General features: G+C 66.8%; 18 protein-coding genes. 9 read left to right on the top strand and 9 right to left on the bottom strand.

The window, feature by feature from the left end; genetic code table 11:
- Positions 1-156: 156 nt before the first annotated feature.
- The 3 genes from JN280_RS05265 to JN280_RS05255 are packed head-to-tail and all read right to left on the bottom strand — an operon-like array spanning position 157 to position 2,925.
- A complete protein-coding gene (locus JN280_RS05265) occupies positions 157-1,071 on the bottom strand; it encodes an SDR family oxidoreductase (RefSeq protein WP_202310501.1) in 915 nt (304 codons plus the stop codon).
- Positions 1,068-2,252, bottom strand: coding sequence for a tRNA epoxyqueuosine(34) reductase QueG (queG, locus tag JN280_RS05260; RefSeq protein ID WP_202310499.1), 1,185 nt, complete (start codon positions 2,250-2,252; stop codon positions 1,068-1,070). Before queG ends, JN280_RS05265 begins: the two co-directional genes overlap by 4 nt.
- Positions 2,233-2,925 carry a glutathione S-transferase family protein gene (locus tag JN280_RS05255; protein WP_202310497.1) on the bottom strand — a complete coding sequence of 231 codons (693 nt, stop codon included), beginning with the start codon at positions 2,923-2,925 and terminating at the stop codon, positions 2,233-2,235. The genes queG and JN280_RS05255 overlap by 20 nt, the downstream gene beginning before the upstream one ends.
- Before the next feature lie 377 nt (positions 2,926-3,302).
- On the opposite strand from JN280_RS05255, the gene JN280_RS05250 reads away from it, so the two are divergent.
- Entirely contained in the window at positions 3,303-4,109 is an 807-nt protein-coding gene (locus tag JN280_RS05250; RefSeq protein ID WP_202310495.1) for an undecaprenyl-diphosphate phosphatase, read from the top strand.
- Between the two features lie 317 nt (positions 4,110-4,426).
- Here the strand turns inward: JN280_RS05250 and JN280_RS05245 are convergent, their stop codons facing one another.
- The 4 genes from JN280_RS05245 to JN280_RS05230 form a co-directional block, all read right to left on the bottom strand.
- A complete protein-coding gene (locus tag JN280_RS05245) occupies positions 4,427-4,849 on the bottom strand; it encodes a YciI family protein (protein WP_202310493.1) in 423 nt (140 codons plus the stop codon).
- A gap of 337 nt (positions 4,850-5,186) precedes the next feature.
- On the bottom strand, positions 5,187-6,164 hold the full coding sequence (locus JN280_RS05240) for a complex I NDUFA9 subunit family protein (RefSeq protein ID WP_202310491.1): 978 nt from the start codon (positions 6,162-6,164) through the stop codon (positions 5,187-5,189).
- 139 nt (positions 6,165-6,303) lie between these two features.
- Positions 6,304-7,212 (bottom strand): fatty acid desaturase family protein, encoded by a 909-nt coding sequence (locus JN280_RS05235; RefSeq protein ID WP_244743009.1) that lies wholly within the window; start codon positions 7,210-7,212, stop codon positions 6,304-6,306.
- A gap of 15 nt (positions 7,213-7,227) precedes the next feature.
- Positions 7,228-8,799 carry a 5-guanidino-2-oxopentanoate decarboxylase gene (locus JN280_RS05230; RefSeq protein WP_202310489.1) on the bottom strand — a complete coding sequence of 524 codons (1,572 nt, stop codon included), beginning with the start codon at positions 8,797-8,799 and terminating at the stop codon, positions 7,228-7,230.
- Between the two features lie 213 nt (positions 8,800-9,012).
- On the opposite strand from JN280_RS05230, the gene JN280_RS05225 reads away from it, so the two are divergent.
- A complete protein-coding gene (locus JN280_RS05225) occupies positions 9,013-10,005 on the top strand; it encodes a sugar-binding transcriptional regulator (protein WP_202310487.1) in 993 nt (330 codons plus the stop codon).
- Positions 10,006-10,192: 187 nt separating this feature from the next.
- Here the strand turns inward: JN280_RS05225 and JN280_RS05220 are convergent, their stop codons facing one another.
- Positions 10,193-11,623 carry an IS1182 family transposase gene (locus JN280_RS05220; RefSeq protein ID WP_202309432.1) on the bottom strand — a complete coding sequence of 477 codons (1,431 nt, stop codon included), beginning with the start codon at positions 11,621-11,623 and terminating at the stop codon, positions 10,193-10,195.
- 332 nt (positions 11,624-11,955) lie between these two features.
- On the opposite strand from JN280_RS05220, the gene deoC reads away from it, so the two are divergent.
- From deoC to JN280_RS05205, 3 genes are all read left to right on the top strand, one after another.
- Positions 11,956-12,951, top strand: a complete 996-nt coding sequence (gene deoC / locus JN280_RS05215; RefSeq protein WP_202310485.1) for a deoxyribose-phosphate aldolase — start codon at positions 11,956-11,958, stop codon at positions 12,949-12,951.
- Positions 12,952-13,016: 65 nt separating this feature from the next.
- On the top strand, positions 13,017-15,431 hold the full coding sequence (locus JN280_RS05210; RefSeq protein ID WP_202310483.1) for an aldehyde dehydrogenase family protein: 2,415 nt from the start codon (positions 13,017-13,019) through the stop codon (positions 15,429-15,431).
- Between the two features lie 316 nt (positions 15,432-15,747).
- Positions 15,748-16,698, top strand: a complete 951-nt coding sequence (locus JN280_RS05205; protein ID WP_202304435.1) for an IS110 family transposase — start codon at positions 15,748-15,750, stop codon at positions 16,696-16,698.
- A 252-nt stretch (positions 16,699-16,950) separates the two neighbouring features.
- Here JN280_RS05205 and JN280_RS05200 read toward each other — a convergent pair whose 3' ends face one another.
- Positions 16,951-17,466, bottom strand: coding sequence for a MarR family winged helix-turn-helix transcriptional regulator (locus tag JN280_RS05200; protein ID WP_244743005.1), 516 nt, complete (start codon positions 17,464-17,466; stop codon positions 16,951-16,953).
- 291 nt (positions 17,467-17,757) lie between these two features.
- Between JN280_RS05200 and JN280_RS05195 the strand changes: the two genes are divergently transcribed.
- The 4 genes from JN280_RS05195 to JN280_RS05180 all read left to right on the top strand — a co-directional run bounded on the left by JN280_RS05195 (position 17,758) and on the right by JN280_RS05180 (position 21,731).
- Positions 17,758-18,777: an ABC transporter substrate-binding protein gene (locus tag JN280_RS05195; RefSeq protein ID WP_202310482.1), complete on the top strand. Its 1,020-nt coding sequence runs from the start codon at positions 17,758-17,760 to the stop codon at positions 18,775-18,777.
- Between the two features lie 223 nt (positions 18,778-19,000).
- Complete coding sequence (locus JN280_RS05190; RefSeq protein ID WP_202310480.1) at positions 19,001-20,083, top strand: ABC transporter ATP-binding protein; 1,083 nt, start codon at positions 19,001-19,003, stop codon at positions 20,081-20,083.
- Positions 20,080-20,946 carry an ABC transporter permease gene (locus JN280_RS05185; protein WP_202310478.1) on the top strand — a complete coding sequence of 289 codons (867 nt, stop codon included), beginning with the start codon at positions 20,080-20,082 and terminating at the stop codon, positions 20,944-20,946. Before JN280_RS05190 ends, JN280_RS05185 begins: the two co-directional genes overlap by 4 nt.
- Positions 20,943-21,731 (top strand): ABC transporter permease, encoded by a 789-nt coding sequence (locus JN280_RS05180; RefSeq protein WP_202310476.1) that lies wholly within the window; start codon positions 20,943-20,945, stop codon positions 21,729-21,731. The genes JN280_RS05185 and JN280_RS05180 overlap by 4 nt, the downstream gene beginning before the upstream one ends.
- Positions 21,732-21,737 lie beyond the last annotated feature (6 nt).

The following is a 21,737-nucleotide window of genomic DNA, read 5'->3' as shown; positions in this document are numbered from 1 at the left end:
CCGCTCTCCGCCGGCTTTCGCTGCGGCATCGGCCGTGCGATGCGCAGCACTGACATCTGGGAGCGTTCCTTGCGTGCCCTTGGGACGCGTGGCGCTCCCTTCGACTCTCCGCCTGCCTGGTTACCAGAATGTAAACGAGCCGCCGCGACAGCTCCTTCAGTCGCTGCGCATCGGGCTTCTCGCGTCGGCATCCCCGGCACCTCTCCAGCTTCCGTCCGCCCACATCGCCCCGAGGGCGGCCCGATAGTCCGAAAAGCGGAGCTGGTAGCCCTCAGCCTTCAGCTTCGCATTCGAGACCCGCTTGTTCTCTCCGTAGAAAGACCGCGCCATGGGCGAAAGTTGGGCGGTCTCGAAAGGAATCTCGGGCGGCGGCGCCACGCCCATCAGCCGGGCGGCGTGGGCGACGACGTCCTGCGGCGGCGCCGGATCGTCGTCGGTGACGTTGAAGGCGCCGCCCGCGCCGCGGCCGGCGAGGTGCCAGAGCGCGCCGGCGATATCGGCGACATGGATGCGGTTGAAGACCTGCCCCGCCTTGATCAGGCGCTTGGCCGTGCCCTGTTCGAGATTGACGAAGGCGTTGCGGCCGGGCCCGTAGATGCCCGACAGGCGCAGCACCGCCACCGGCAGGCCGGTCTCGGCGCCGAGCGCCAGCCAGGCGGCTTCGGCTGCCACGCGCGCCCGGGAGCGTCCGGAAACCGGCCGGCACTCCGTGGTCTCGTCGACCCAGGCGCCCTGATAGTCGCCATAGACCCCGACGGTCGACAGATAGCCGATCCATTCGAGCCGCGGCATGGCGCTCCCGATGGTCTCCTGGGCGGCGGCGAGCACGGGGTCTCCGCCCTCGCCGGGCGCGGCCGAAACGACGAGATGGGTGGTGTCGGCAAGCGCCTCCGCCGTTTCGGAGGTGAGATGCGTGCCGTCGAACAGATGCGGCGCGATGCCCGCCCGGCGCAGGGATTCGAGCTTTTCCGGTGAGCGCGTTGTGCCCGAAACCGCGGTGCCGGCCGGCCGTGCCGCAGCGATTGCCTTGCCGGAATAGCCGGCGCCGAAGATGAAGACGTTCTGGGTCATGCCGGGACCGAGTGCCTTTCCGGTTTGGAGGATGCCGTCGCCAGATCCCATTCCGCGCGAACGTCGGGATCGGCCTCGATTGTCCTGGATTGCGCCGCGAGCTCAAGCAGCCGTTCGCGTGGGGCGAGCTTCGACAGGGCCCAGACGGCTGCGCCGCGCACCAGCGGCGAAGGATCGGCGGCGAGTTCCTCGCAGCGCTTGACGAGCCCGGCATCGCCGGAATTGCCCGCCGCGACGAGCACGTTGCGGATGAAGCGGTCGCGGCCGATCCGCTTGACCGGGGAGCCGGAGAACAGCGCGCGGAAGCCGGCGTCGTCGAGCTCGAGCAACCCGGCGATCGACGGCGCCTTGAGATCCTCGCGGGCGACGAGCTTGGCTTCGGAAGCCGCGCGGGCGAATTTGTTCCAGGGGCAGGCGGCCAGGCAATCGTCGCAGCCATAGACGCGGTTGCCGACCGCCTCGCGGAATTCGAGGGGGATCGGACCCTTGTTCTCGATGGTCAGATAGGAGATGCAGCGTCGCGCATCGAGCCGATAGGGGGCCGGGAAGGCATCCGTCGGGCAAACGTCGAGGCAGGCGCGGCAGGAGCCGCAATGGTCCGGCTCAGGCTCGTCCGGCTCGAGCACCGCCGTGGTGAAGATGGTACCGAGGAACAGCCAGGACCCGAGCTCGCGGCTCACCAGATTGGTGTGCTTGCCCTGCCAGCCCAGGCCGGCGGCCTCGGCCAGGGGCTTCTCCATGACCGGCGCGGTGTCGACGAAGACCTTCACGTCGCCGCCGGCGCGGGCCACGATCTTGCCGGCGATCTCCTTGAGCCTGCCCTTGATCACGTCGTGATAGTCGCGGTTGCGGGAATAGACCGAGATCGCCGCGCGGTCGCGTCTGGAGAGGATGTCGCGCGGGTCGGCGTCCGGGCCGTAATTCATGCCGAGCACCACGATCGAGCGGACCTGCGGCCACAGGGCCGACGGGCTCGCGCGCCGGTCGAGCGTTGCGGCGATCCAGTCCATCGAACCGTGCTGGCCGCTTTCCACAAAGGCGCGCAGTCGGGCCGCGGCCTGCGGGATGGCGTTGGGCGCGGTGACGGCGACGGCGTCGAAGCCGGCGCGGCGCGCCGCGCTTTCGATGAAATCGCGCAGCGTCGTGCGCGGTTTCTGTCCGTCAGAAGTCGAGATCCGCATAATGCGATACCGGGGACAGGCCGCGCACGCGGTCGGCGAGCAGCGGCCGGAAGGATGGGCGCGACTTCACCCGCGTATACCAGTCGCGCGCCGCGGGATGCTCCGTCCAGTCGATCTCGCCGAGATAGTCGAGCACGGAAAGCGAAGCCGCCGCGGCGAGATCGGCATAGGTGAGCCGGGCGCCGGCCAGCCAGTTGCGGGTCCCGGCCAGCCAGTTGGTGTATTTCATATGCTGGCGGATATTGGCGCGGGCGGCGCGGATCGCCCCCGAATCGGGCGAGCCGCCGCCCTGCCCGCTTGCCATCAGCGGCTTCAGCACGCGCTCGCGCACGAGATGGCGCGTCACCTCGCTCTCGGTCTTGGTGAGATACCAGTCGGCGAGCCGGCGGATTTCGGCGCGGTCCATCGGATCCTCCGCGAGCAGCCGCCTCTCGCGCTTGAGCACGCCGCGCGTTTCGTCGAGATATTCCGCGATCACGCTCGCGCCGATGATCGGCACATCGCCCTCGGCCAGCAGCACCGGCAGCGTGCCGGCCGGATTGAGCGTCAGGAACTCCTTGCGCCGGGTCCAGGGCTTCTCCTCGATCAGCGCCAGTTCCTCGCCATATTCGCCGAAGGACAGGCGGACGAAGCGGCAGGAGGCGAAAAGGGGATGATGAAAAAGCGTCAGCATGGTCCGTGATGTGGCGGGCCCCGGCCCGCATCTTCTGGCTTTGGCCGGCTCACGACCGGCGGGGCAGGAGATGTGCGTAGCGCGATGCGGGCGACGGGGCAAGCACGGACAATCGCCCATTTCGCCTCATCGGACCCGCAACCGCGCCGTCGAACGTCGCGGCCGTTCGCCCCTGAGCGGGACCGGTCCCATGCCGGGCGCGAGAAATGCGGGCTGGCCATTTCGTTTCGAGGGACGTAAGTCTTGGCCGCGATTCCAGCCGGCCGCCGGGCCGTGCCCGGACACGGGCGCGCCCCGGTGCCGGAACAATAGACCCTCAGGAAGACCGTTCCCCGACCTGGCCTCCGACCAGACCCCGACCAGACCAAGGTGAGCTCATGGAAAACCAGACGATCGTCGATGCCCTCATGCTCGGCCTGCTCGAGGGGCTGACCGAATTCATCCCCGTCTCCTCCACCGGGCATATCCTGCTGGCCGGTCATTTCCTGGGCTTCCAGTCGACCGGCAAGGCCTTCGAGGTGCTGATCCAGCTCGGCGCCATCCTGGCGATCCTCACCGTCTACGCCGCGCGGCTCCTCAGGATCGCGGCAGACCTGCCGACGAGCCGGACCACGCAGAGATTCGTGCTCGGCGTGCTGGTCGCCTTCCTGCCGGCCGCGGTCATCGGCGCGCTGGCGCATGATTTCATCAAGACGGTGCTGTTCGAGACGCCGAAGCTGATCTGCGTCATGCTGATCATCGGCGGCGTCGTGCTTCTGTGGGTCGACCGCTGGGCGCTGAAGCCGCGTTATCACGACGTGAAGGAATTTCCGCTTTCGGTCTGTTTCGGCATCGGCCTGATCCAGTGCCTGGCCATGATCCCCGGAACCTCGCGGTCGGGCTCGACCATCGTCGGCGGCCTGCTGCTCGGCGCCGACAAGCGCTCCGCGGCCGAATTCTCCTTCTATCTGGCCATGCCCACCATGGCCGGCGCCTTCGCCTACGACCTCTTCAAGAACCGCGACATTTTGTCGGCGGCCGACCTGCCCGTCATCGCCACCGGCTTCATCGCCGCCTTCGTCATGGCGGTGATCGTCGTGCGCTACCTGCTCGACTACGTCTCCCGCCACGGCTACGCGCTGTTCGGCTGGTGGCGCCTGATCGTCGGCGCGCTGGGCCTCGTCGCGCTTTACGTGTGGGGGTGAGCGTCGGGAATCCGGGACTGATCCCACCCCGCAGGCAGCCGATCCCGCTATCGTATCGCGAAAGAATCCCTCATCCGACCGCGCTTCGCGCGGCCACCTTCTCCCACAAGGGGAGAAGGGAACGCGCTGCAGCAGCGTCTCGGCCAATCTTCAACGCTGGTGATTTGCAGAGCCGGCCAAGCCAGGCTCCAGCCTTCTCCCCTTGTGGGAGAAGGTGGCCTCGCGAAGCGAGGTCGGATGAGGGGTAATTCAGCCGCACCGACTGCCGAATTTCGAGGCTTTCGTGCGCTACAAGCGCAGGGCGCGCCCCAACAAAACTACCGCCCCTCGGTCTGCTCGCGCATTCGTGCCTCGCGCTCGACGATCTCGGGTGTCAGGTTCTCGGCGAAATCCTCCATCTCGAAGAAGGGGCGGATCTCGATGTCGCTCTTACCGGGCATCGGATTGGGGCAACGCTTCACCCACTCGACCGCCTCGGCCATGTCCTTGACGTTCCACAGCCAGTAGCCCGCGATCAGCTCATGCGTTTCGGCGAAGGGGCCGTCGGTCACGGTACGGCTCGCGCCGTCGAAGGTGACACGCTTGCCGAAGGACGAGGGTTTCAGCCCGTCGCCGCCGACCATGATGCCGGCCCTCACCAGTTCCTCATTGTAGCTGGTCATTGCTGCGAGCAGTTCGGTCGAGGGCATCTCGCCCGCTTCACTCTGCTCGGTCGCCTTCACCAATACCATCACGCGCATCATCTTTTTCCTTTGAACTAAAGCATGTCTCCCGAAAGCGCGCCGCGGTTTCGGGATAAAAGACATGCTGTAGAGCAATTCCAGCAAAAGTGCGCAGCGGTTTTGCGTCCGGAATTGCGTGAAAACAGGGAGATAGAGCATTTCCGCGATTCGGAGAAAAGCGGAAATGCTCTAGCGAAGCGCCAGCCGCCTCGCATCAAGACGACGAACATAGACTTCAAAAATCGACACCGAAGCGAAAAAGTTCCGGGCCGCCGCCCCTATTGCTCGAACGGGCGTACATTTTCGAGCAGTGGATGCCGCCGTATCCGGTCCTCGCGCGATCGGCCGGGAGGAATCAGGTTTCGTTGTTTTTGCGGGTGAACTGCCCGGCGGGCCGGTAGGACCACAGATAGGTCGGCAGGATCGAGGCCGTCGACTGCGGCTGGATGCCGAGGGCGTCGAAGGTCCGGCCCTCCTCTTCCGCCGCCTTCGACACGACATTGTCGCTCTGGAGCAGCGTCACCTGGTCCGGCGTCAGCAGCGGATTGGGCAGCAGGCCGAGGATCGACGCCTGGATGCGCGCCGCCCACCAGGGAATGGTAAGCAGCACGCGGTCGCGCCCGATCACCTGCAGCATCTCTTCCATGCATTCGCGGAAGGTCTTCACCTGCGGACCGCCGAGCTCATAGATCGTGCCGCCCTTGACGGCCCCGTCGACGGAGCGCGCCACGGCCTCGGCCACGTCGCCGACGAAGACCGGCTGGAAGCGGGTGGTGCCGCCGCCGATCAGCGGCAGGAACGGCGAGAAGCGGCTCATGCCGGCGAAGCGGTTGAAGAAGGCGTCCTCGGGGCCGAAGATGACCGAGGGCCGATAGATGACGGCATCGGGCACCGTGTCGAGCACGGCCTTCTCGCCGGCCGCCTTGGTGCGGGCGTAGATCGAGGGCGAGCTGTGCGCGGCACCCAGCGCCGAGATATGGGTGAGGCCGGCGCCGGCGGCGCGGGCCGCCTCGGCGACGGCGCGGGCGCCGAATTCGTGCACGGTCGTGAAGCGCTGGCGGCCGCCCTCATGCAGGATGGCGACGAGGTTGACGATATGGTCGGCGCCTTCCACAGCGCGGTCGACCGACCAGCGCACGCGCACATTGGCCTGCACGGGCTGGATCTGGCCGACATTGCCGAGCGGCTGCACATGACCGGCAAGATCGGGCCTGCGGCAGGCGACGCGGATGCGGTAGCCGCGCTTGGCCAGGGCCCGCACCACATGTCGGCCGACGAATCCGGAACCGCCGAAAACCGTGATGAGTTTCGGGGTCTGGAGAATTTCCGTCATGGCTGGCTCCGGAATGGTTCGAGCGCGGGCTGTCTGCCGCTTCATAGTCGGTTTTCCGGGGAAGGCAAAGGTCAGTTTCGCCGCCGGCGCATCGGCCCGAAAATCGGGTTCGATTTCCGGGACGCACCACACGCACCCTTCAATCGAGCTCGGCCCAGAACTTGCGATTGAAGCTGATATAGCCCCGTTCGGTGACCCTGAGATGGGCCCGAACCACCTCGTGGAAGCGCGGCAGCTTGTGGAACGGCACCGCCGGATAGGCATGGTGCTCCGCATGATAGGGCATGTTCCACGCGACGAAGCGGACCAATGCGGTGGTGAAGGTGGTGCGCGTGTTCTCCAGCATGTTGGCGACATGCGGGCAGCGGGCATGTTCGGCGAGCAGATAGGCGCGCAGGAACGGCTGGCCGAGCAGGGCGGGCACGACCCAGACCCACAGCAGCGCGACCGAGCCTGCCGCCACCGAGCCCATCGCCAGCACGGCATAGAGCAGGAGGAAGAGCCGCGCCTCGCGTTTTACCTTGGCCCGGCCCTTTTCGGACACATAGGGCTCGGCGCTGCCGAAGAACGCGTTGCGCAGCATCGTCCTCGCCATGCCGATCCACAGCGGGATGCCTGAGAGATAGGTGAGATATTGCGCCGCCGTCTCCGGCTTGGGGCTCATCAGCTCCGGATCGTTGTCGGGATCATGGGTGTGCCGGTGGTGCGCGAAATGGAAATAGCGGAACCAGCTTGGAGGGATCAGCACCAGGAACCCGGCAATCGCCGCAACCGCTTGATTGAGACGGCCCGAGCGGAAGGCGGTCTCGTGGATCGCCTCATGCAGGGTAGTGAACAGGAAGACGATCAATATGCCTTGCGGCACCAGGACAAGCCACCAGAACGGGATGCCGGCGAGGATCAATGCCGCGCCGACCAGGATGCAGCCGAAATGCGCGGCGAAACGGAAGAGCCCCGGCGCGTCGCGGCGCCCGGTGAGCTCCGCGCGCTCGGCCGCCGAAAGCGATGCGATGATCGCCTTGTGGTCGATGTCCCGGCTTTCGTCCATGCTGGGCGGAGTCTGTCACAGAATCAGCAGTTCGATCAATGCCGGCTTGGCGGCGGCTCGGGCGCGGCCGAGCGCGGCCGGCAGTCCTTCGACGCCATGGAGCCGTTCGGCCGGCAGGCCGTAGGCGGCCGCGATCCTCGAAAAATCGGGTGGGACCGGTGACACGCCGACCGGTTCGACGCCGGCGTCGCGCATCGAGGTCTCGATCTCGCGATAGCCGCGATTGTTCCAGACGACGAAGATGACCCGTGCCTCGGCGTCGAGGGCTGCGCCGAGCTCCGGCAAAGTGAACTGGAAACCGCCGTCGCCGGAGAGGCACACGACGGGCGCATCGGGTGCCGCGATCGCGGCGCCGATCGCGGCCGGCGGGCCGAAGCCCAGCGCTCCATAACCGGTGGCGGCGTTGAACCAGCCGCCCGGCCGGTCATGGTCGTAATAGAGATTGCCGGCATAGACCGGCTGGGTGGAGTCGCCGACGATGAAGGCGCCGGGCAGCGCATCGCGGATCATCTCGACCGCCGCGACCTGTCCGCGCATCTCGGCGCCGATCTCGCCAAGGGCGGCCGCGCGCGCGGCCACCGCCCGCGCCGCCCCGTCGCCGGTGGCGGGCTGGACCGCCTCGGTCAGAGCGTCAAGGGCGAGCGCGCAATCCGCGCGGATCGCCAACGGGCCGGGCCGGCGGTCGAGCTGGGCCTGGTCGATGTCGATGCGCACGAGATTGGGCGGCAGCACGAAACCGCCATTTGCATACATGTCGTAATCCGTCGGTCCGAACTCGGTGCCGGCCGCGATCACGAAATCCGCCTCCGCCATCATGGCGCGCACGGCAAGGAGGCTGGGGCTGGCGGGGACGCCAAGCGCATGGCCGTGGAGCAGGCCCCGGGCATTGGCCGTGGTGACGACAGGCGCGTCGAGTTTTTCGGCGAGGCGCTTCAGCGCCGCCTCGGCGCGTTTTGCGCCGCCGCCGGCCAGGATGAGGGGGTGGCGGGAGGCGGCCGCCCGGCGCGCCGCCTCGTCGATCAGCCCGGCATCGGGCAGCGGCGGGGCGGCCGTCACGGCAAGCGCCTCCAGCGGCTCGCAGGGCCCGCCCATCACATCGAGCGGAACCTCGATATGGACCGGCCCGGGCCGTCCGGAGGCGAACAGCGAGAACGCCCGGTGAAGCACTTCGGGCAACTCGGCGGCCAGCTCGACCCGGTGGGAGAACAGCGCGACCTTCTCCATCATGCCGCGCTGGTCGGGCAGCTCATGCAGGAAGCCGAGCCCCTTGCCGAGTGTCGGCAGCGCGTTGACGGCTGAAATTACCAGCATCGGAACGGAGTCGGCACGCGCCTGGGCCATGGCCGTGATGGTGTTGGTGATACCGGGGCCGGTGATGACGAAAGCGACGCCCGGCCGGCCGGAGACCCGCGCATAGCCGTCGGCCATGAAGCCGGCGCCCTGTTCGTGGCGCGGCGTGACGTGGCGGATCCGCGAGCGCGCCAGTCCGCGATAGAGCTCGACCGTATGCACGCCCGGTATGCCGAAGACCGTGTCGACGTCGTGGGCTTCGAGCAGTGCGATAAGGGCCTCCCCCACCGTGGTCATGACAGCCTCCTCCCGGCCGTTTCCTCGGATGCGACGATGACCCATGGCCTGGCCGATCTCAAGAGTGACGGCCTGTCATCCGTTACGCCGGCCGGCAGGTCCGCCACGATTGACAGCAAAAGCTCTTTGCATTAGGCATTCATATCACTTGTGAGCAATAATCTCACATATGTGAGATTTGGGAGCGATCATGACCAAGCGTGGAGATCGGCGATGAGCGCGGAAGAGGCTGCTTCCGTTCGCCTCCCGTCGGACGAGCAGCGCGAGCAGCTCATGGTCCAGGCGGCCAAGCTGTTCTACGACCTGGAAAAGACGCGCACCGAGGTGGCGGCCGAACTCGGCCTGACGCGCTGGCAGGTTTCCCGGCTGCTCGAGGAGGCGCGGGCATCAGGCATCGTGCGCATCGAGATCGTGCCCCGCTCCAAGCGTCGTCCCGATCTGGAAACCGGGCTGCAGCGCGCCTTCGGCCTGCGCGAGGCGGTGGTCGTGCCTGGTCCCGGTTCCGGCGAAGACGACGCCACCGCGCTCGAATTCGTCGCCGAGGCCGCCGGCCGCTACATCGCCTCGATCCAGCCGCGCCTGCCGCTGATCGGCGTCTCCTGGGGCCGCACCATGGCCGCCGTGGCGCATTGGCTGCCGCCCAAATGGAACGACGGCGTCCATGTCGTGCTGGTCAACGGCGCCACGACCCTGCGCTCTTCCTCGCAGCGCAACAACATGGTTGCCGAGGCCTTCGCCCGGAGCGGCAACGGCGTCGCCTCGCTGCTGCCGGTCCCGGCGATCGTCGGCAAGGCCGGCACGCGCCAGGTGCTGGAAGAAGACCCGATCATCGCCCGCGTGCTCGATCTCGCCGGGCAGGCGCCGGTCGTCTGCTTCTCCATGGGCGCGCTGTCCCATGAGAACGTGCTGGTCGGCTCCGGATACATCGAGCCCGCCGACATCGACCGGCTGGCCGGCCAGGGCGCCGTCGGCGACCTTTTGGGCCGCTTTATCGATGCGCGCGGCAAGATCGCCGACCCCGAGCTCGACCAGCGCACCATCGGCCTGCGCCTCGAAGCCCTCCGCGCCAAAGAGCGCTCCATCGCGATCGCCGCCGGCAAGCCCAAGCACGCCCTGGTGCTCGCCTGCCTCAGGGCCCGCTACATGAACGTCCTCGTCACCGACGAGGCGACAGCCCGCTTTGCGCTGGAGAACGTCGATGGGTGAGAGCTCAACAAATTCGATTTCGACGCTGCCGCCACCTTCTCGCGCGAGATGTTTCTGCACTGCGGCACCCCTCATCCGACCTCGCCCTGTCAGGCGAGGCCACCTTCTCCCACCAGGCCGTGTGAGAACTGGACGGAGGCATAGCGTTGTGAGTGGTTTGGAAGCTGCGGCACGAGTTCACGCCCCCCTATGCTTGCGAGGACAGCAGGGTCTGGAGCAGCGCCGGCACACCCAGAATGTTCACCACCCGCTTCAGATTGTAGCCCAGGACGCTGAGCGCCAACTCGGACCTGGCCTTTTTCAGCCCGCGGACCAGGAACCGGGGATGGCCCATCATCCATTTGATGGTGCCGTAAGGGTGTTCGACCAGCATGCGCCGCTGCGCCATCCACTCGGGGTCGCTGATGGCGCGCCGGTGCATCGCCTCGCGCGCATCTTCATGGAAGTGGCGGATGATGGTGCGCTTGGCGGCCTGCGTGCACTTCGGCTTCAAGGCACAGTCCGCACAGGCCTTGGTCCCGTACTTCTTCTTCTGTTCCGTCCACGAGGTCTCCCGGTGGGTGAGCGTTTCGCCGGCCGGGCAGCGCCAGCTGTCGCTCTCGGCGTCGTAGCTGAACTGGTCGCGGGTGAAGTACTCTTTGCCTTCCGGGTTGACGGTTTCGGCCCGCGGCACGATGGCGGTGATGCCGTCGTCCTCGCAGCGCTGGCCGTGCTCGCCGTTCGAATAGCCGGCATCGGCCACCACCGCTACCTTGTCACCGTCCACGGCTTCGCGGCCGGCCACCGCCATCGGGTGGAGCTGGCACTGGTCGTTGCCGTCATTGGTCAGGTCGAAGGCAACCACCAGCTTGTGTTTTGCGTCGACCACGGTCTGCGCGTTGTAGGCCACCTGATGGCCGTGCCGAGCCGTGCGCATCAGCTTGGCCTCGGGCTCGGTGCGAACCCACTGGCTCAACCCGCGTCCGGTCAAAGCCTCGGCCTGCTGCTGGATCTGCTCGCGGCGCGCCCGCAAGGCCGCCACCGCCGCCGCAACGTCCACGCCATCCGTCTGCGCCGCGCGCTCGTCCCGGTCGGCTTCGTCCATCTGCGCAAGATAGGCGGCAATCTTGCGGTCCACGGCCGCCGTCGCCTTCTCCAGTTCCTTGGCCGTCACCACCTGCTTGCGGCTCGCCACCGCATCGATCTTGGTCCCGTCGATCGCAAGCAACGTGCCGCCGACCAGCGCCTGCTCCCGGCAGAAGCGCACGAAGGCCCGGCACACCCCAACGATCGCTTCCGGATGATCCTTGCGGAAATCCGCAATCGTCTTGAAGGCCGGCGCCGCGCGATGGGTGAGCCACATCACTTCAATGTTGCGCCGCGCTTCCGCCGCAAGCCGGCGGCTCGACCGCACCTGGTTCTGGTAGCCGTACACATAAAGCTTCAACAAATCGCCCGGATCGTAGGGTGGCCGGCCCGTGGCCTCGGGAACAACCTTGGAGAAACCGAGCTGCGCCAGATCGAGGCTGTCGACGAAGGCATCGATGACCCGCACCGGATGATCGGCACCGACCGCCTCGTCCAAGGTTTCCGGGAACAAGCTCGTTTGCTCCCGCGACTGGCCTGTCATATGCGCCATTTCGGCCTCGTCTCAAACTGCCAAAAATCCGGCAAATCACTGCTTTGGATCAACAATTTGAATCCGATCCAGGTTGATTTGGGAAGCCCAAGATGCTCCTCGACACATCCAAAAAACCAATGCCCGAGTTTTCACACGGCCTGCCTCAAGGGGAGAAGGGCTGGTGCCTGGCTTGGCCGGCTCTGCAAATTGTCAACGTTTGCGATTGGCCGAGACGCTGCTGCAGCGCGTTCCCTTCTCCCCTTGTGGGGCCCTTGTGGGAGAAGGTGGCCTCGCGAAGCGAGGTCGGATGAGGGGTCCTTTCGCGACGTGCATGCAAAGAGAGTTCGCACATGAAACATGAAACCCTGGGCGCCGCTGCGCCGGCACACCTCTCCAACACGCCCCGCAATCCCGGCACGGCGCTCCAGCGCGACTGGTTCGACGCGGCGGCGGTGAACCGCAGCGCTGCCGAAAGGCGCGCCGCGACGCTTCTTACGCGCCGCACGGTCAAGAAGGACCACCAGGCCGCCTGGCTGGTGAAGGCCATCACCTGCATCGATCTCACCACGCTCGCCGGCGACGACACCGAAGCGCGCGTGCGCCGGCTCTGCGCCAAGGCGCGCCGTCCGCTGCGCGAGGACCTGACCGAGGCGCTCGGCCTTTCCGACAACCCGCCGACGACAGGCGCGGTCTGCGTCTATCCGACCATGGTCCCGGCCGCCGTCAGGGCGCTCGACGGCTCGGGCATCCCCGTCGCCTCGGTGGCGACCGGTTTTCCCGCCGGTCTGATGCCGCTGAGGCTCAGGCTGGAGGAGATCCGCTATGCTGTCGCCGAGGGCGCTTGCGAGATCGACATCGTCATCACCCGCGAGCATGTTCTGACCGCCGATTGGGAAGCGCTGCACGATGAGGTGAGGCAGATGCGCGAGGCCTGCGGGCCGGCCCATCTCAAGGCCATCCTCGCCACCGGCGACCTGAAGACGCTGCGCAATGTCTACATGGCCTCGATGGTGGCGATGCAGGCCGGCGCCGATTTCATCAAGACCTCCACCGGCAAGGAGGATGTCAACGCCACGCTGCCCGTCAGCCTCGTCATGGTTCGTGCGCTGCGCGACTACTATGAGCGCACCGGCCATGCGGTCGGCTTCAAGCCGGCCGGCGGCATGCGCACGGCCAAGGACGCGCTGTCCTGGCTCATCCTGATGAAGGAGGAGCTCGGCGCGCGCTGGCTCGAACCAGACCTGTTCCGGCTCGGCGCGAGCTCCATGCTCGCCGATATCGAGCGCCAGCTCGAGCACCATGTCACCGGACGCTACGCCGCGTCCTCGCGCCACGCGCTTGCCTAGGTCGCGTCCATTGGGACGCGCAACGAGCGCTCACGCATATTGATTGATCGACCAGGAGTCTGCGGATGCCCGCCATCGCCAGCATCATGAAGTCAATGGAGTACGGCCCGGCGCCCGAGGCGAACGATCACGTTCTCGCCTGGCTCGCCCGCCACGAGACGGGCTTCGGCCATTTCATAGACGGCGCCTTTGCCGTGCCGGCCGACGCCGCCTTCATCGACGTCGCCAATCCGGCGAGCGACGCCGTGATCGCCCGCACCGTCGCCGGCTCGGCGGCGCATGTCGATGCCGCCGTCGCGGCGGGACGCGCCGCCTTCCCCGCCTGGTCGGGCCTCTCGGGCCATCACCGCGCGCGTTATCTCTATGCCATCGCCCGCACCATCCAGAAGCGCGAGCGTTTCTTCGCCGTCCTGGAATCGATGGACAACGGCAAGCCGATCCGCGAGAGCCGCGACATCGACGTGCCCTTGGCGGCGCGCCATTTCTATCACCATGCCGGCTGGGCCGAGCTCGTCGAGAGCGAGTTTGCCGGGGCGAAGGCGCTCGGCGTCTGCGGCCAGATCATCCCCTGGAATTTTCCGCTGCTGATGCTCGCCTGGAAGATCGCGCCGGCGCTGGCCGCTGGCAACACGGTGGTGCTGAAGCCGGCCGAATACACGCCGCTCACCGCGCTCGCCTTCGCGGAAGTCTGCCGCGAGGTCGGCCTGCCCAGGGGCGTGGTCAATGTGGTGACCGGCGACGGCACTGCCGGCGCGGCGCTTGTCGCCCATGGCGACGTCGACAAGATCGCCTTCACCGGCTCGACCGAGGTCGGCCGCCTGATCCGCGAGGCGACCGCCGGCACCGGCAAGAAGCTGACGCTGGAGCTCGGCGGCAAGTCGCCCTTCATCGTCTTTGCCGATGCCGATCTCGACGGCGCGGTCGAGGGGGTGGTGGATTCGATCTGGTTCAACCAGGGCCAGGTCTGCTGCGCCGGCTCGCGCATCCTGGTGCAGGAGGCGGTTGCAGGCCGCTTCACGGCCAAGCTCAAGGCGCGCATGGAGACGCTGCGGGTCGGCGATCCGCTCGACAAGTCGATCGATATCGGCGCCATCGTTCATCCCGTCCAGCTCGACCGCATCAAGATGCTGGTCGGCAAGGGCGAGGCGGAAGGCGCGCGGCTCCACCAGGCCGCCTGCGCCCTGCCCGAGAAGGGCAGCTTCCATGCGCCTGTCCTCCTCAGCGATGTCGAGCCGGCCTCGACGCTCGCGCAGGAGGAGATCTTTGGACCGGTCGCCACGCTGACGACCTTCCGCACGCCTGACGAGGCAGTCGCGCTCGCCAACAACACGCGCTACGGCCTCGCCGCCTCGATCTGGTCCGAAAACATCAACCTCGCGCTCGACATCGCCGCGTCGGTCAAGGCCGGCGTGGTCTGGCTCAACTCGACCAACATCTTCGACGCCGGGGCCGGTTTCGGCGGCTACCGCGAAAGCGGCTTCGGCCGCGAGGGCGGTCGCGAGGGCATGCTGGAATATCTTTCCGATCCCGCCGACAAGACGAGCGGGCAGGCGGCCGAGGAGAAAACGGCGTTTGCCGCGCACACCGACACGCTGCCCGCGCCTGAGCAGGCGAGCCCCATCGTCGACCGCCCAGTCATCGACCGCACCGCCAAGCTCTATGTCGGCGGCCGGCAGGCGCGTCCTGATTCCGGCTACAGCTATGTGGTGTCGGGCCGCGACGGCAAGCCGGCCGGCCTCGCCGGGCTCGGCAACCGCAAGGACATCCGCAACGCCGTCGAGGCGGCCGCCAAGGCGGGCGACTGGGGCAAGGTCACCGGCCACAACCGGGCGCAGGTGCTCTATTACGTCGCCGAAAACCTCTTCGCCCGTCAGGCCGAATTCGAGGCGAGGCTGCGCAGCCTCACCGGCGCTTCGAAGGACGCCGCAGCGCGCGAGGTCGAGACGAGCATCCGCCGCACTTTCTGGTATGCCGCGCAGGCCGACAAGACCGACGGCCTCGTCCACCAGACGAAGTCTGGCCATGTCACGCTCGCCATGAACGAGCCCTTCGGCATTATGGGCATCGCCTGCCCGCAGGCCATGCCGCTTCTTTCCTTCGTTTCACTGGTCATGCCTGCCATCGCCATGGGCAACCGGGTCGTCGTCGTGCCATCGGAAACCCACCCGCTGGTCGCGACCGACTTCTATCAGGTGCTGGATACGTCAGACGTGCCGGCCGGCGTCGTCAACATCGTCACCGGCGAACGCGACGTGCTGGCCCGCACGCTCGCCGAGCACGACGAGGTTGCCGCGCTATGGTATTTCGGCACGGCCTCCGGCAGCGCCATGGTCGAGAAGGCGTCTGCCGGCAACCTCAAGGTCACCTGGGTCAATGGCGGCCGCGCCCGCGACTGGCAAAACGACGCCGAAGGCCAGGGCCGCCTGTTCCTGCGCCGCGCCCTGCAGGTGAAGAATGTCTGGGTGCCCTACGGCGAGTGATGCCGCGGGGTTGACCGGTGGCGCCGCCCCTCATCCGCCTGCCCGTCCTCCGCAGCAGCTGCGGAGGGTGGACCGGCAGCTTCTCACGGCTGGCGGCCATCGTGGAAGTACCCCTTGTATGAGGAAATCCTGCTATGGATGAGGAGTTGGCTCTGCAGGGGTGGCCACCCCTGCAGAGCCGGTCGATTGTCGGATCGGAAACCCCTGAGCCGTTGCTGGCTGAGGATGAGCGTGATCGCAGTCGACTTTCTTCATCGGACCCGGATGGTTGCTTGAACACCCTGGTTCGCATTAACGCAAGGTTGGGTCGACGAAGATGAACGATACTAGCATGAAATGCGCCGGTGTGGATGTCTCCAAGGCCAAGCTCGACGTTGCCGTTTTCGACGGGCAGCGTTTTGTGGAGACCAACGACGCCGCCGGCCACCGCCGGCTGGCGGCGCGGCTGACGGCGGCCGGGGTCGAACGGGTCGGCATGGAGGCGAGCGGCAACTACGAAGCCGCCGTCAGAGCGGCGCTCGAAGTGGTGGGCTTCGCGGTCAAGGTCTTCGATCCGCGTCAGGTCCACGGCTATCGCATCTTTCGCGGTCGCCGTGCCAAGAATGATGCGATCGATGCCCATCTGATCCTCGCCGCCACGGCGGCGCTGGGCAGCGGCGGCGCGGCGGCCGATCCGCGGCTGGCGGCCTTTCAGGAGCACATGACGCTGATCGACGCCCTCACCGACGACATTGCCCGGCACGAGACCCGGCGTGACCGCTTCAGCGATCCGGCGCATCGGCGCTACCTCGAGGCCGAGATCCGGCGGTTGAGCAAGCGCAAGTCCAAGGAGCTCGCCAAGCTCATTGCAAAGGTGAAGGCCCATGCCGATCTGGCCAAGCGGTTCGCCCTGCTGCTGAGCATCCCCGGCCTGGGCGAGATCACCGCCCTGGTCTTCGTCGTGCGCATGCCTGAACTCGGCCGCTTGAGCCGAGCCGAGGCGGCGGCGCTCGTCGGCGTGGCCCCCTTCGACCACGACAGTGGAACCCATGCCGGACAGCGCCGCATCGCGGGTGGACGCCGGCGGCTGCGCAAGGCCGTCTACATGGCGGCCTTCTCGGCCGCCAACCACTGGAACCCGATCCTCGTGGCCTTCAGGAAACGCCTGGTCGACGCGGGCAAGACCTACAAACAGGCGATCGTCGCTTGCGCCAGAAAGCTGGTCCACATGGCCAACGCTGTCCTCGCCAGAGGAACGCCGTGGAACCCTCAAAATGCCAGCGCCTGAATCATGGTTGCTCATCCGACCGCGCTTCGCGCGGCCACCTTCTCCCACAGGGGGAGAAGGCAGGAGCATGGCCTTGCCCGCTCCGCAAATCGCCAACGTTGGCGACTGGCGGAAGCGCTGCCGCAGCGTTCCCTTCTCCCCTTGTGGGAGAAGGTGGCCGCGCGAAGCGCGGTCGGATGAGGGGTAGCTCCGATGCAAGGGTGAGGGGTAGCTCGGATGCAAGGGATCGCAGGCATGGCCAAGCGAGCCCCATCACCGCTCCGCGACGGTGATCATCAGCCCGAGCGCCTTGGCGACGGTGTCCTGCAGCTCCGGCGGCAGGCATTCGGCCAGCTCGCGTTCCACTGCGGCATGGTCGGCCATGCTGGCGTCGGCGACCGCGATGCCTTTTTCGGTCAGCTCGACGATGACGCCGCGGCCGTCCCGCTTGTCGGCCATGCGCCTGACATAGCCGTCTGCTTCCATGCGGCGAAGCAGGTTCGAGAGCCCGCCTGATGTCACCAGCAGCGTCGACAGCAGCTCCGTCGGCGACATGCGGTAGGGCGGGCCCGAAACGCGGATCGTGGCGAGCACCGCATAGACCGGATATTTGAGGCCGTGCCTGGCCAGCGTCCGGTCGACCGCCCGCAGGATGATGTCGTGGAGATGCAGGATCCGGCCGACGACGGCCTTGCCGCTGCAGTCGATATCGGGGCGCTCGCGGTTCCAGGCTGCCATGCCGCGGCCGACGCGATCGAGTTCCCAATACCGCAAAACGGGTTCGTCCAACGACCTTCCCCTCGAATTCAAAGCGTGCCTCCCGAAACTGAGCAGCGGTTTCGGGAAAAGACATGTGCCAAGTCAAGAACCTGCGGCGAGCCGCGAGAATCCTTCTCCACGCGGCGCGCTGCCTGCCGAAAGGCTTAGCCGCCGCCGGCCAGGCGAACAAGCGTCACGAAAAGATAGAATACCTTTTCGATTTCTTTCTTGAAAGATAAATCTGCCGGTGTTAACTTTTCCCGATCAACGGCGTCCGCAGAAGGTGCTGACGAGGAGGCTTGAACAATGGGAGAATTTTCGATGAAATTGCCTGCCAAGCTGCTTGCAACTGCCGCTGTCTTCACGGCCGTCTCGGCCGCCTCCGCGCAGGAACTCGTCCTGGGCGAGTTCGGCGGGTCCTTCGCCGACAATGTGAAGGCCTGCTACATCGACCCCTTCGAGAAGGCGACCGGCGCGACGGTCGTGACCAAGCTCGCCAATTCGGCGCAGCAGGCCGCCGCGATCCGCGCGACCGCGGGCGATTCCGACATGGATGTCGTGTTCGCCGACGACGCCTTCGCCGTCCAGGTGGCCAATGAGGGGCTGCTCGAGCCGCTCGAGCGCGCGAAGCTGACGAACGCGCCCGATATCATCGACGGCGCATGGGGCAAGGACGATGCCTATGTCGCGGCGATGCTGGGCGCCACCACCATCATCTACAACCGCGAGAAGATCACCACGCCGCCGACATCCTGGAACGACCTGTTCGACCCCAAATACAAGGGCCGCGTCACCATCGGCGACATATCGGGCACGACCGGCTGGCAGTTCCTCGCCGCCGTCAACCAGATGGCCGGCGGCACGCTCGACGACATCACCCCCGGCGTCGAGAAGATCAAGCCGCTGGCGAAGGATTCCGTGCTGCTCTACACCCAGGCCGACCAGGTGGTGTCGCTGTTCGAACGCGGCGAGATCGACATCGCCGTCTGGTATCCCGACCGTGCCGGCGTCGCGACGACGAAGGGTCTTCCGCTGGCCGCCGCCTATCCCAAAGAGGGCGCCGTCGGTATCCGCCCGGCGATCATGATCCCCAAGGGCACCGAGCAGAAGGAACTCGCGCTGAAGTTCATCGACACTGTGCTCGACGCGGCGAACCAGAAATGCTTCTCCGAGCGCCAGTTCATCGGCTCGGTGAACAAGAAGGTAGAGCTTTCCGACGAAGTCACCGCCATCGTGCCGAGCGGCGAGGCGCTGGACAAGATGCTCTTCCTCGATCCCAACGAGATGGCCGCCAGGCTGCCGGAATGGACGCGCCGCTGGCAGCGCGAAGTTCTGCGCTGACCGCTAGAGTGCCGGCCAAGCAGATTCCGGAAAAGCGTCCCACGGTTTTCCGACAAGAATCTGCGACAAGACAAAGGTCTGAGCAGACCATTCGTTGGCTTGCCGAGGAATGGTCTGCTTGGAGCATCGGACCCGAAAGTGGACCCGTTGTCGGGACAAAACCGATGCGTGGACAACAGATAGGGCGGGAGCCGGCGCTCGCGCCGGGCTCCCGGTTGATGCCATGAGCAACCTTACCCTCGATCACGTGGTGAAGCGTTACGGCGACGTCAGCGTCGTCAAGGACGTTTCGCTGGCGATCGCCGAAGGCGAATTCGTCTCCCTGCTGGGACCGTCCGGCTGCGGCAAGACCACGATCCTGCGCATGGTCGCGGGCCTGATCACGCCGAGCGGCGGCTCGATCCGCATCGGCGCCCGCGAGGTCACCGGCCTTCCGCCCAACAAGCGCAATATCGGCCTGGTCTTCCAGTCCTATGCGCTGTTCCCGCATCTGACCGTTTTCGAGAACGTCGCCTTCGGCCTGCGCCGCAAGGGCGAGGTCGGCGAGGCCCTGAAGGGCCGCGTGACCGAGGCGCTGGCGATGGTGCGGCTGGCCGGCTTCGGCGAGCGTTACCCGCGCCAGCTTTCGGGCGGGCAGCAGCAGCGCGTGGCGATGGCGCGCGCCATCGCGCCGCGCCCGAGCGTGCTGCTCTTCGACGAGCCGCTGTCCAATCTCGACGCCAAGCTGCGCGACGAGATGCAGATCGAATTGAAGCGGCTGCAGCGCGAACTCGGCATCACCACGCTCTTCGTCACCCACGACCAGGCCGAGGCGCTCAGCCTGTCGGATCGCGTCTGCGTCATGCATGACGGCGTCATCCAGCAATTCGCGCCGCCCGAGGAGATCTACCGCCGCCCGGCGACGGCCTTCGTGGCCAGCTTCATCGGCAAGCCCAACCGCATGAAGGGCACGGTCCGCGACGGCGCGGTTCTGCTGGGCGACGACCTCCGCCTCAGGACCGACGGCAAGGCCGGAGCCGAAGGCGCTGATGTCGACATCTTCATCCGCCAGGAGGCGGTCAGCCTCACCCCGTCGGGCGACCCCGATGCCAACCGCATTCCCGGATCGGTCGCGCTGCGCTCCTTCTCCGGCGCGCAGGTGCAATATGTCGTCCGCATCGCCGGCGGCCACGAGATCGTGGTCGAGGCCGCGTCCTCCGGCCCGGCGAGCCGACTCGCCCAGGGCGACCAGGTGACGCTCGAGGTCCATCCCGGGGATGTGCTGGTCCTGGCGGAGCCCCCGCAGTCAAGAGATACCCGGCCATGAAACGCGCGGCCATGACCCGGCTGCGCACCGGCCTGCTGCTCTTCTCGCCGCTGTTCCTCGTGCTGGCCGCCGCCTTCTTCATCCCGCTCGTCCTTCTGGCGCCGACGAGCTTCCGGGAATATCTGCCCGGCACCGGCGTCGTTGCCGGCAGCTGGACGGTCGGGAACTATGTCCGCATCCTCGCCGACGACTACTATCGCGAGGTCGTGCTGCGCACGCTGGGTCTCGGCATCGGCGTCACGCTGGCCTGCCTGCTGCTCGGCTATCCCGTCGCCTATCTCATCGTGCGCGGCCATCCGCGCTGGCGGCTGCCGCTCACGCTGCTCGTTATCTTCCCGCTGATGCTCAACCTCGTCGTGCGCTCCTTCGGCTGGATCGTGCTTCTGACCAATCGCGGGGTCGTCAACAACCTCCTGATGGATCTCGGCCTGATCGCTTCGCCGCTGAAGCTGATGTTCAACCTGACCGGCGTGATGATCGGGCTCACCCACATCTATCTGCCCTTCATGGTGCTGATGCTGGTGGCCGCACTGCAGAACGTGCCGCGCGACGTGGAATCGGCGGCCGCGACGCTGGGCTCCAGCCGCTTCCACGTCTTCCGCGCCGTGACGCTGCCCTTGACCGCGCCCGGCATCATCGCCGGATCGATCCTCGTCTTCGTGCTGACGATCAGCGCGCTGGTCACCCCGCGCATGCTGGGCGGGCCGACCTACCAGGTCATGGCGACGCTCATCTATGACGAATATATGCAGCTTCTCGACTGGCCGAGCGGATCCGCGCTTTCCTTCTCGCTGGCGCTGGTCACCATCCTCATCATCTGGGCTTCGAGCCGCATGACCAAACGTTGGGCGGGCCTGGCATGAACGAGCAGCGCCCCGGCTTCCCCGTCACGTCGATCGCGCTCCTGGTGGTGGTCTTCCTCCAGATCCCCGTCGTCGTCGTCATGCTCGCCTCCTTCAGCGAGACCTCCTACCTGACCATCCCGCCGCAGGGCTGGACGCTGAAATGGTTCTCGGCGGTGCTGACCGACAGCACCTATCTCTCGGCCATCCGCATCAGCCTCATCCTGGCGGTCGGGTCGACGATCGTCTCGCTGGCGCTCGGCGTCGCGGCGTCCTACGCCATCTTCCGCCGCATGATCCCGGGCTCGGAAGCGCTCACCTCGCTGCTGATGTCGCCGCTGATCATCCCCTCGGTCGTCATCGGCGTGGCGCTGCTGCAATATTTCACGCTTGTCGGGCTGCGCGGCAGCTTCCTGGTGCTGCTCGTCGCGCATGTCGTCATCACCGTGCCCTATATCGTGCGCTCCGCGCTGGCGAGCCTTTCCGGCATCGACCTGTCGGTCGAGGAGGCCGCCCGCGTGCTCGGCGCCGACGGCTTCACCGCGTTCCGGCTCGTCACTTTGCCGCTCATCAAACCCGGCCTCGTCGCCGGCGCGCTCTTTGCCTTCGTCACCTCGATGGAGAACGTGCCGGTCACCATCTTCCTCGCCGGGCCCAGGCAGACCACCTTGCCGATCCTCATCTTCACCTCCGTCGAGATGGGTGTCGATCCCAGCGTCGCGGCCGTCTCGACCCTGCTCATCATCGCCACCGCGGCGGTGCTCCTGATCGCCGAGCGCTGGACCGGCTTCCACCGCTTCGTTTGAACGGAT

The sequence above is a fragment of the Mesorhizobium sp. L-8-10 genome (assembly GCF_016756635.1).
Classification (GTDB): domain Bacteria; phylum Pseudomonadota; class Alphaproteobacteria; order Rhizobiales; family Rhizobiaceae.
Note: the sequence above shows the minus strand (reverse complement) of the source record. Positions and strands in the feature narration are given on the sequence as shown.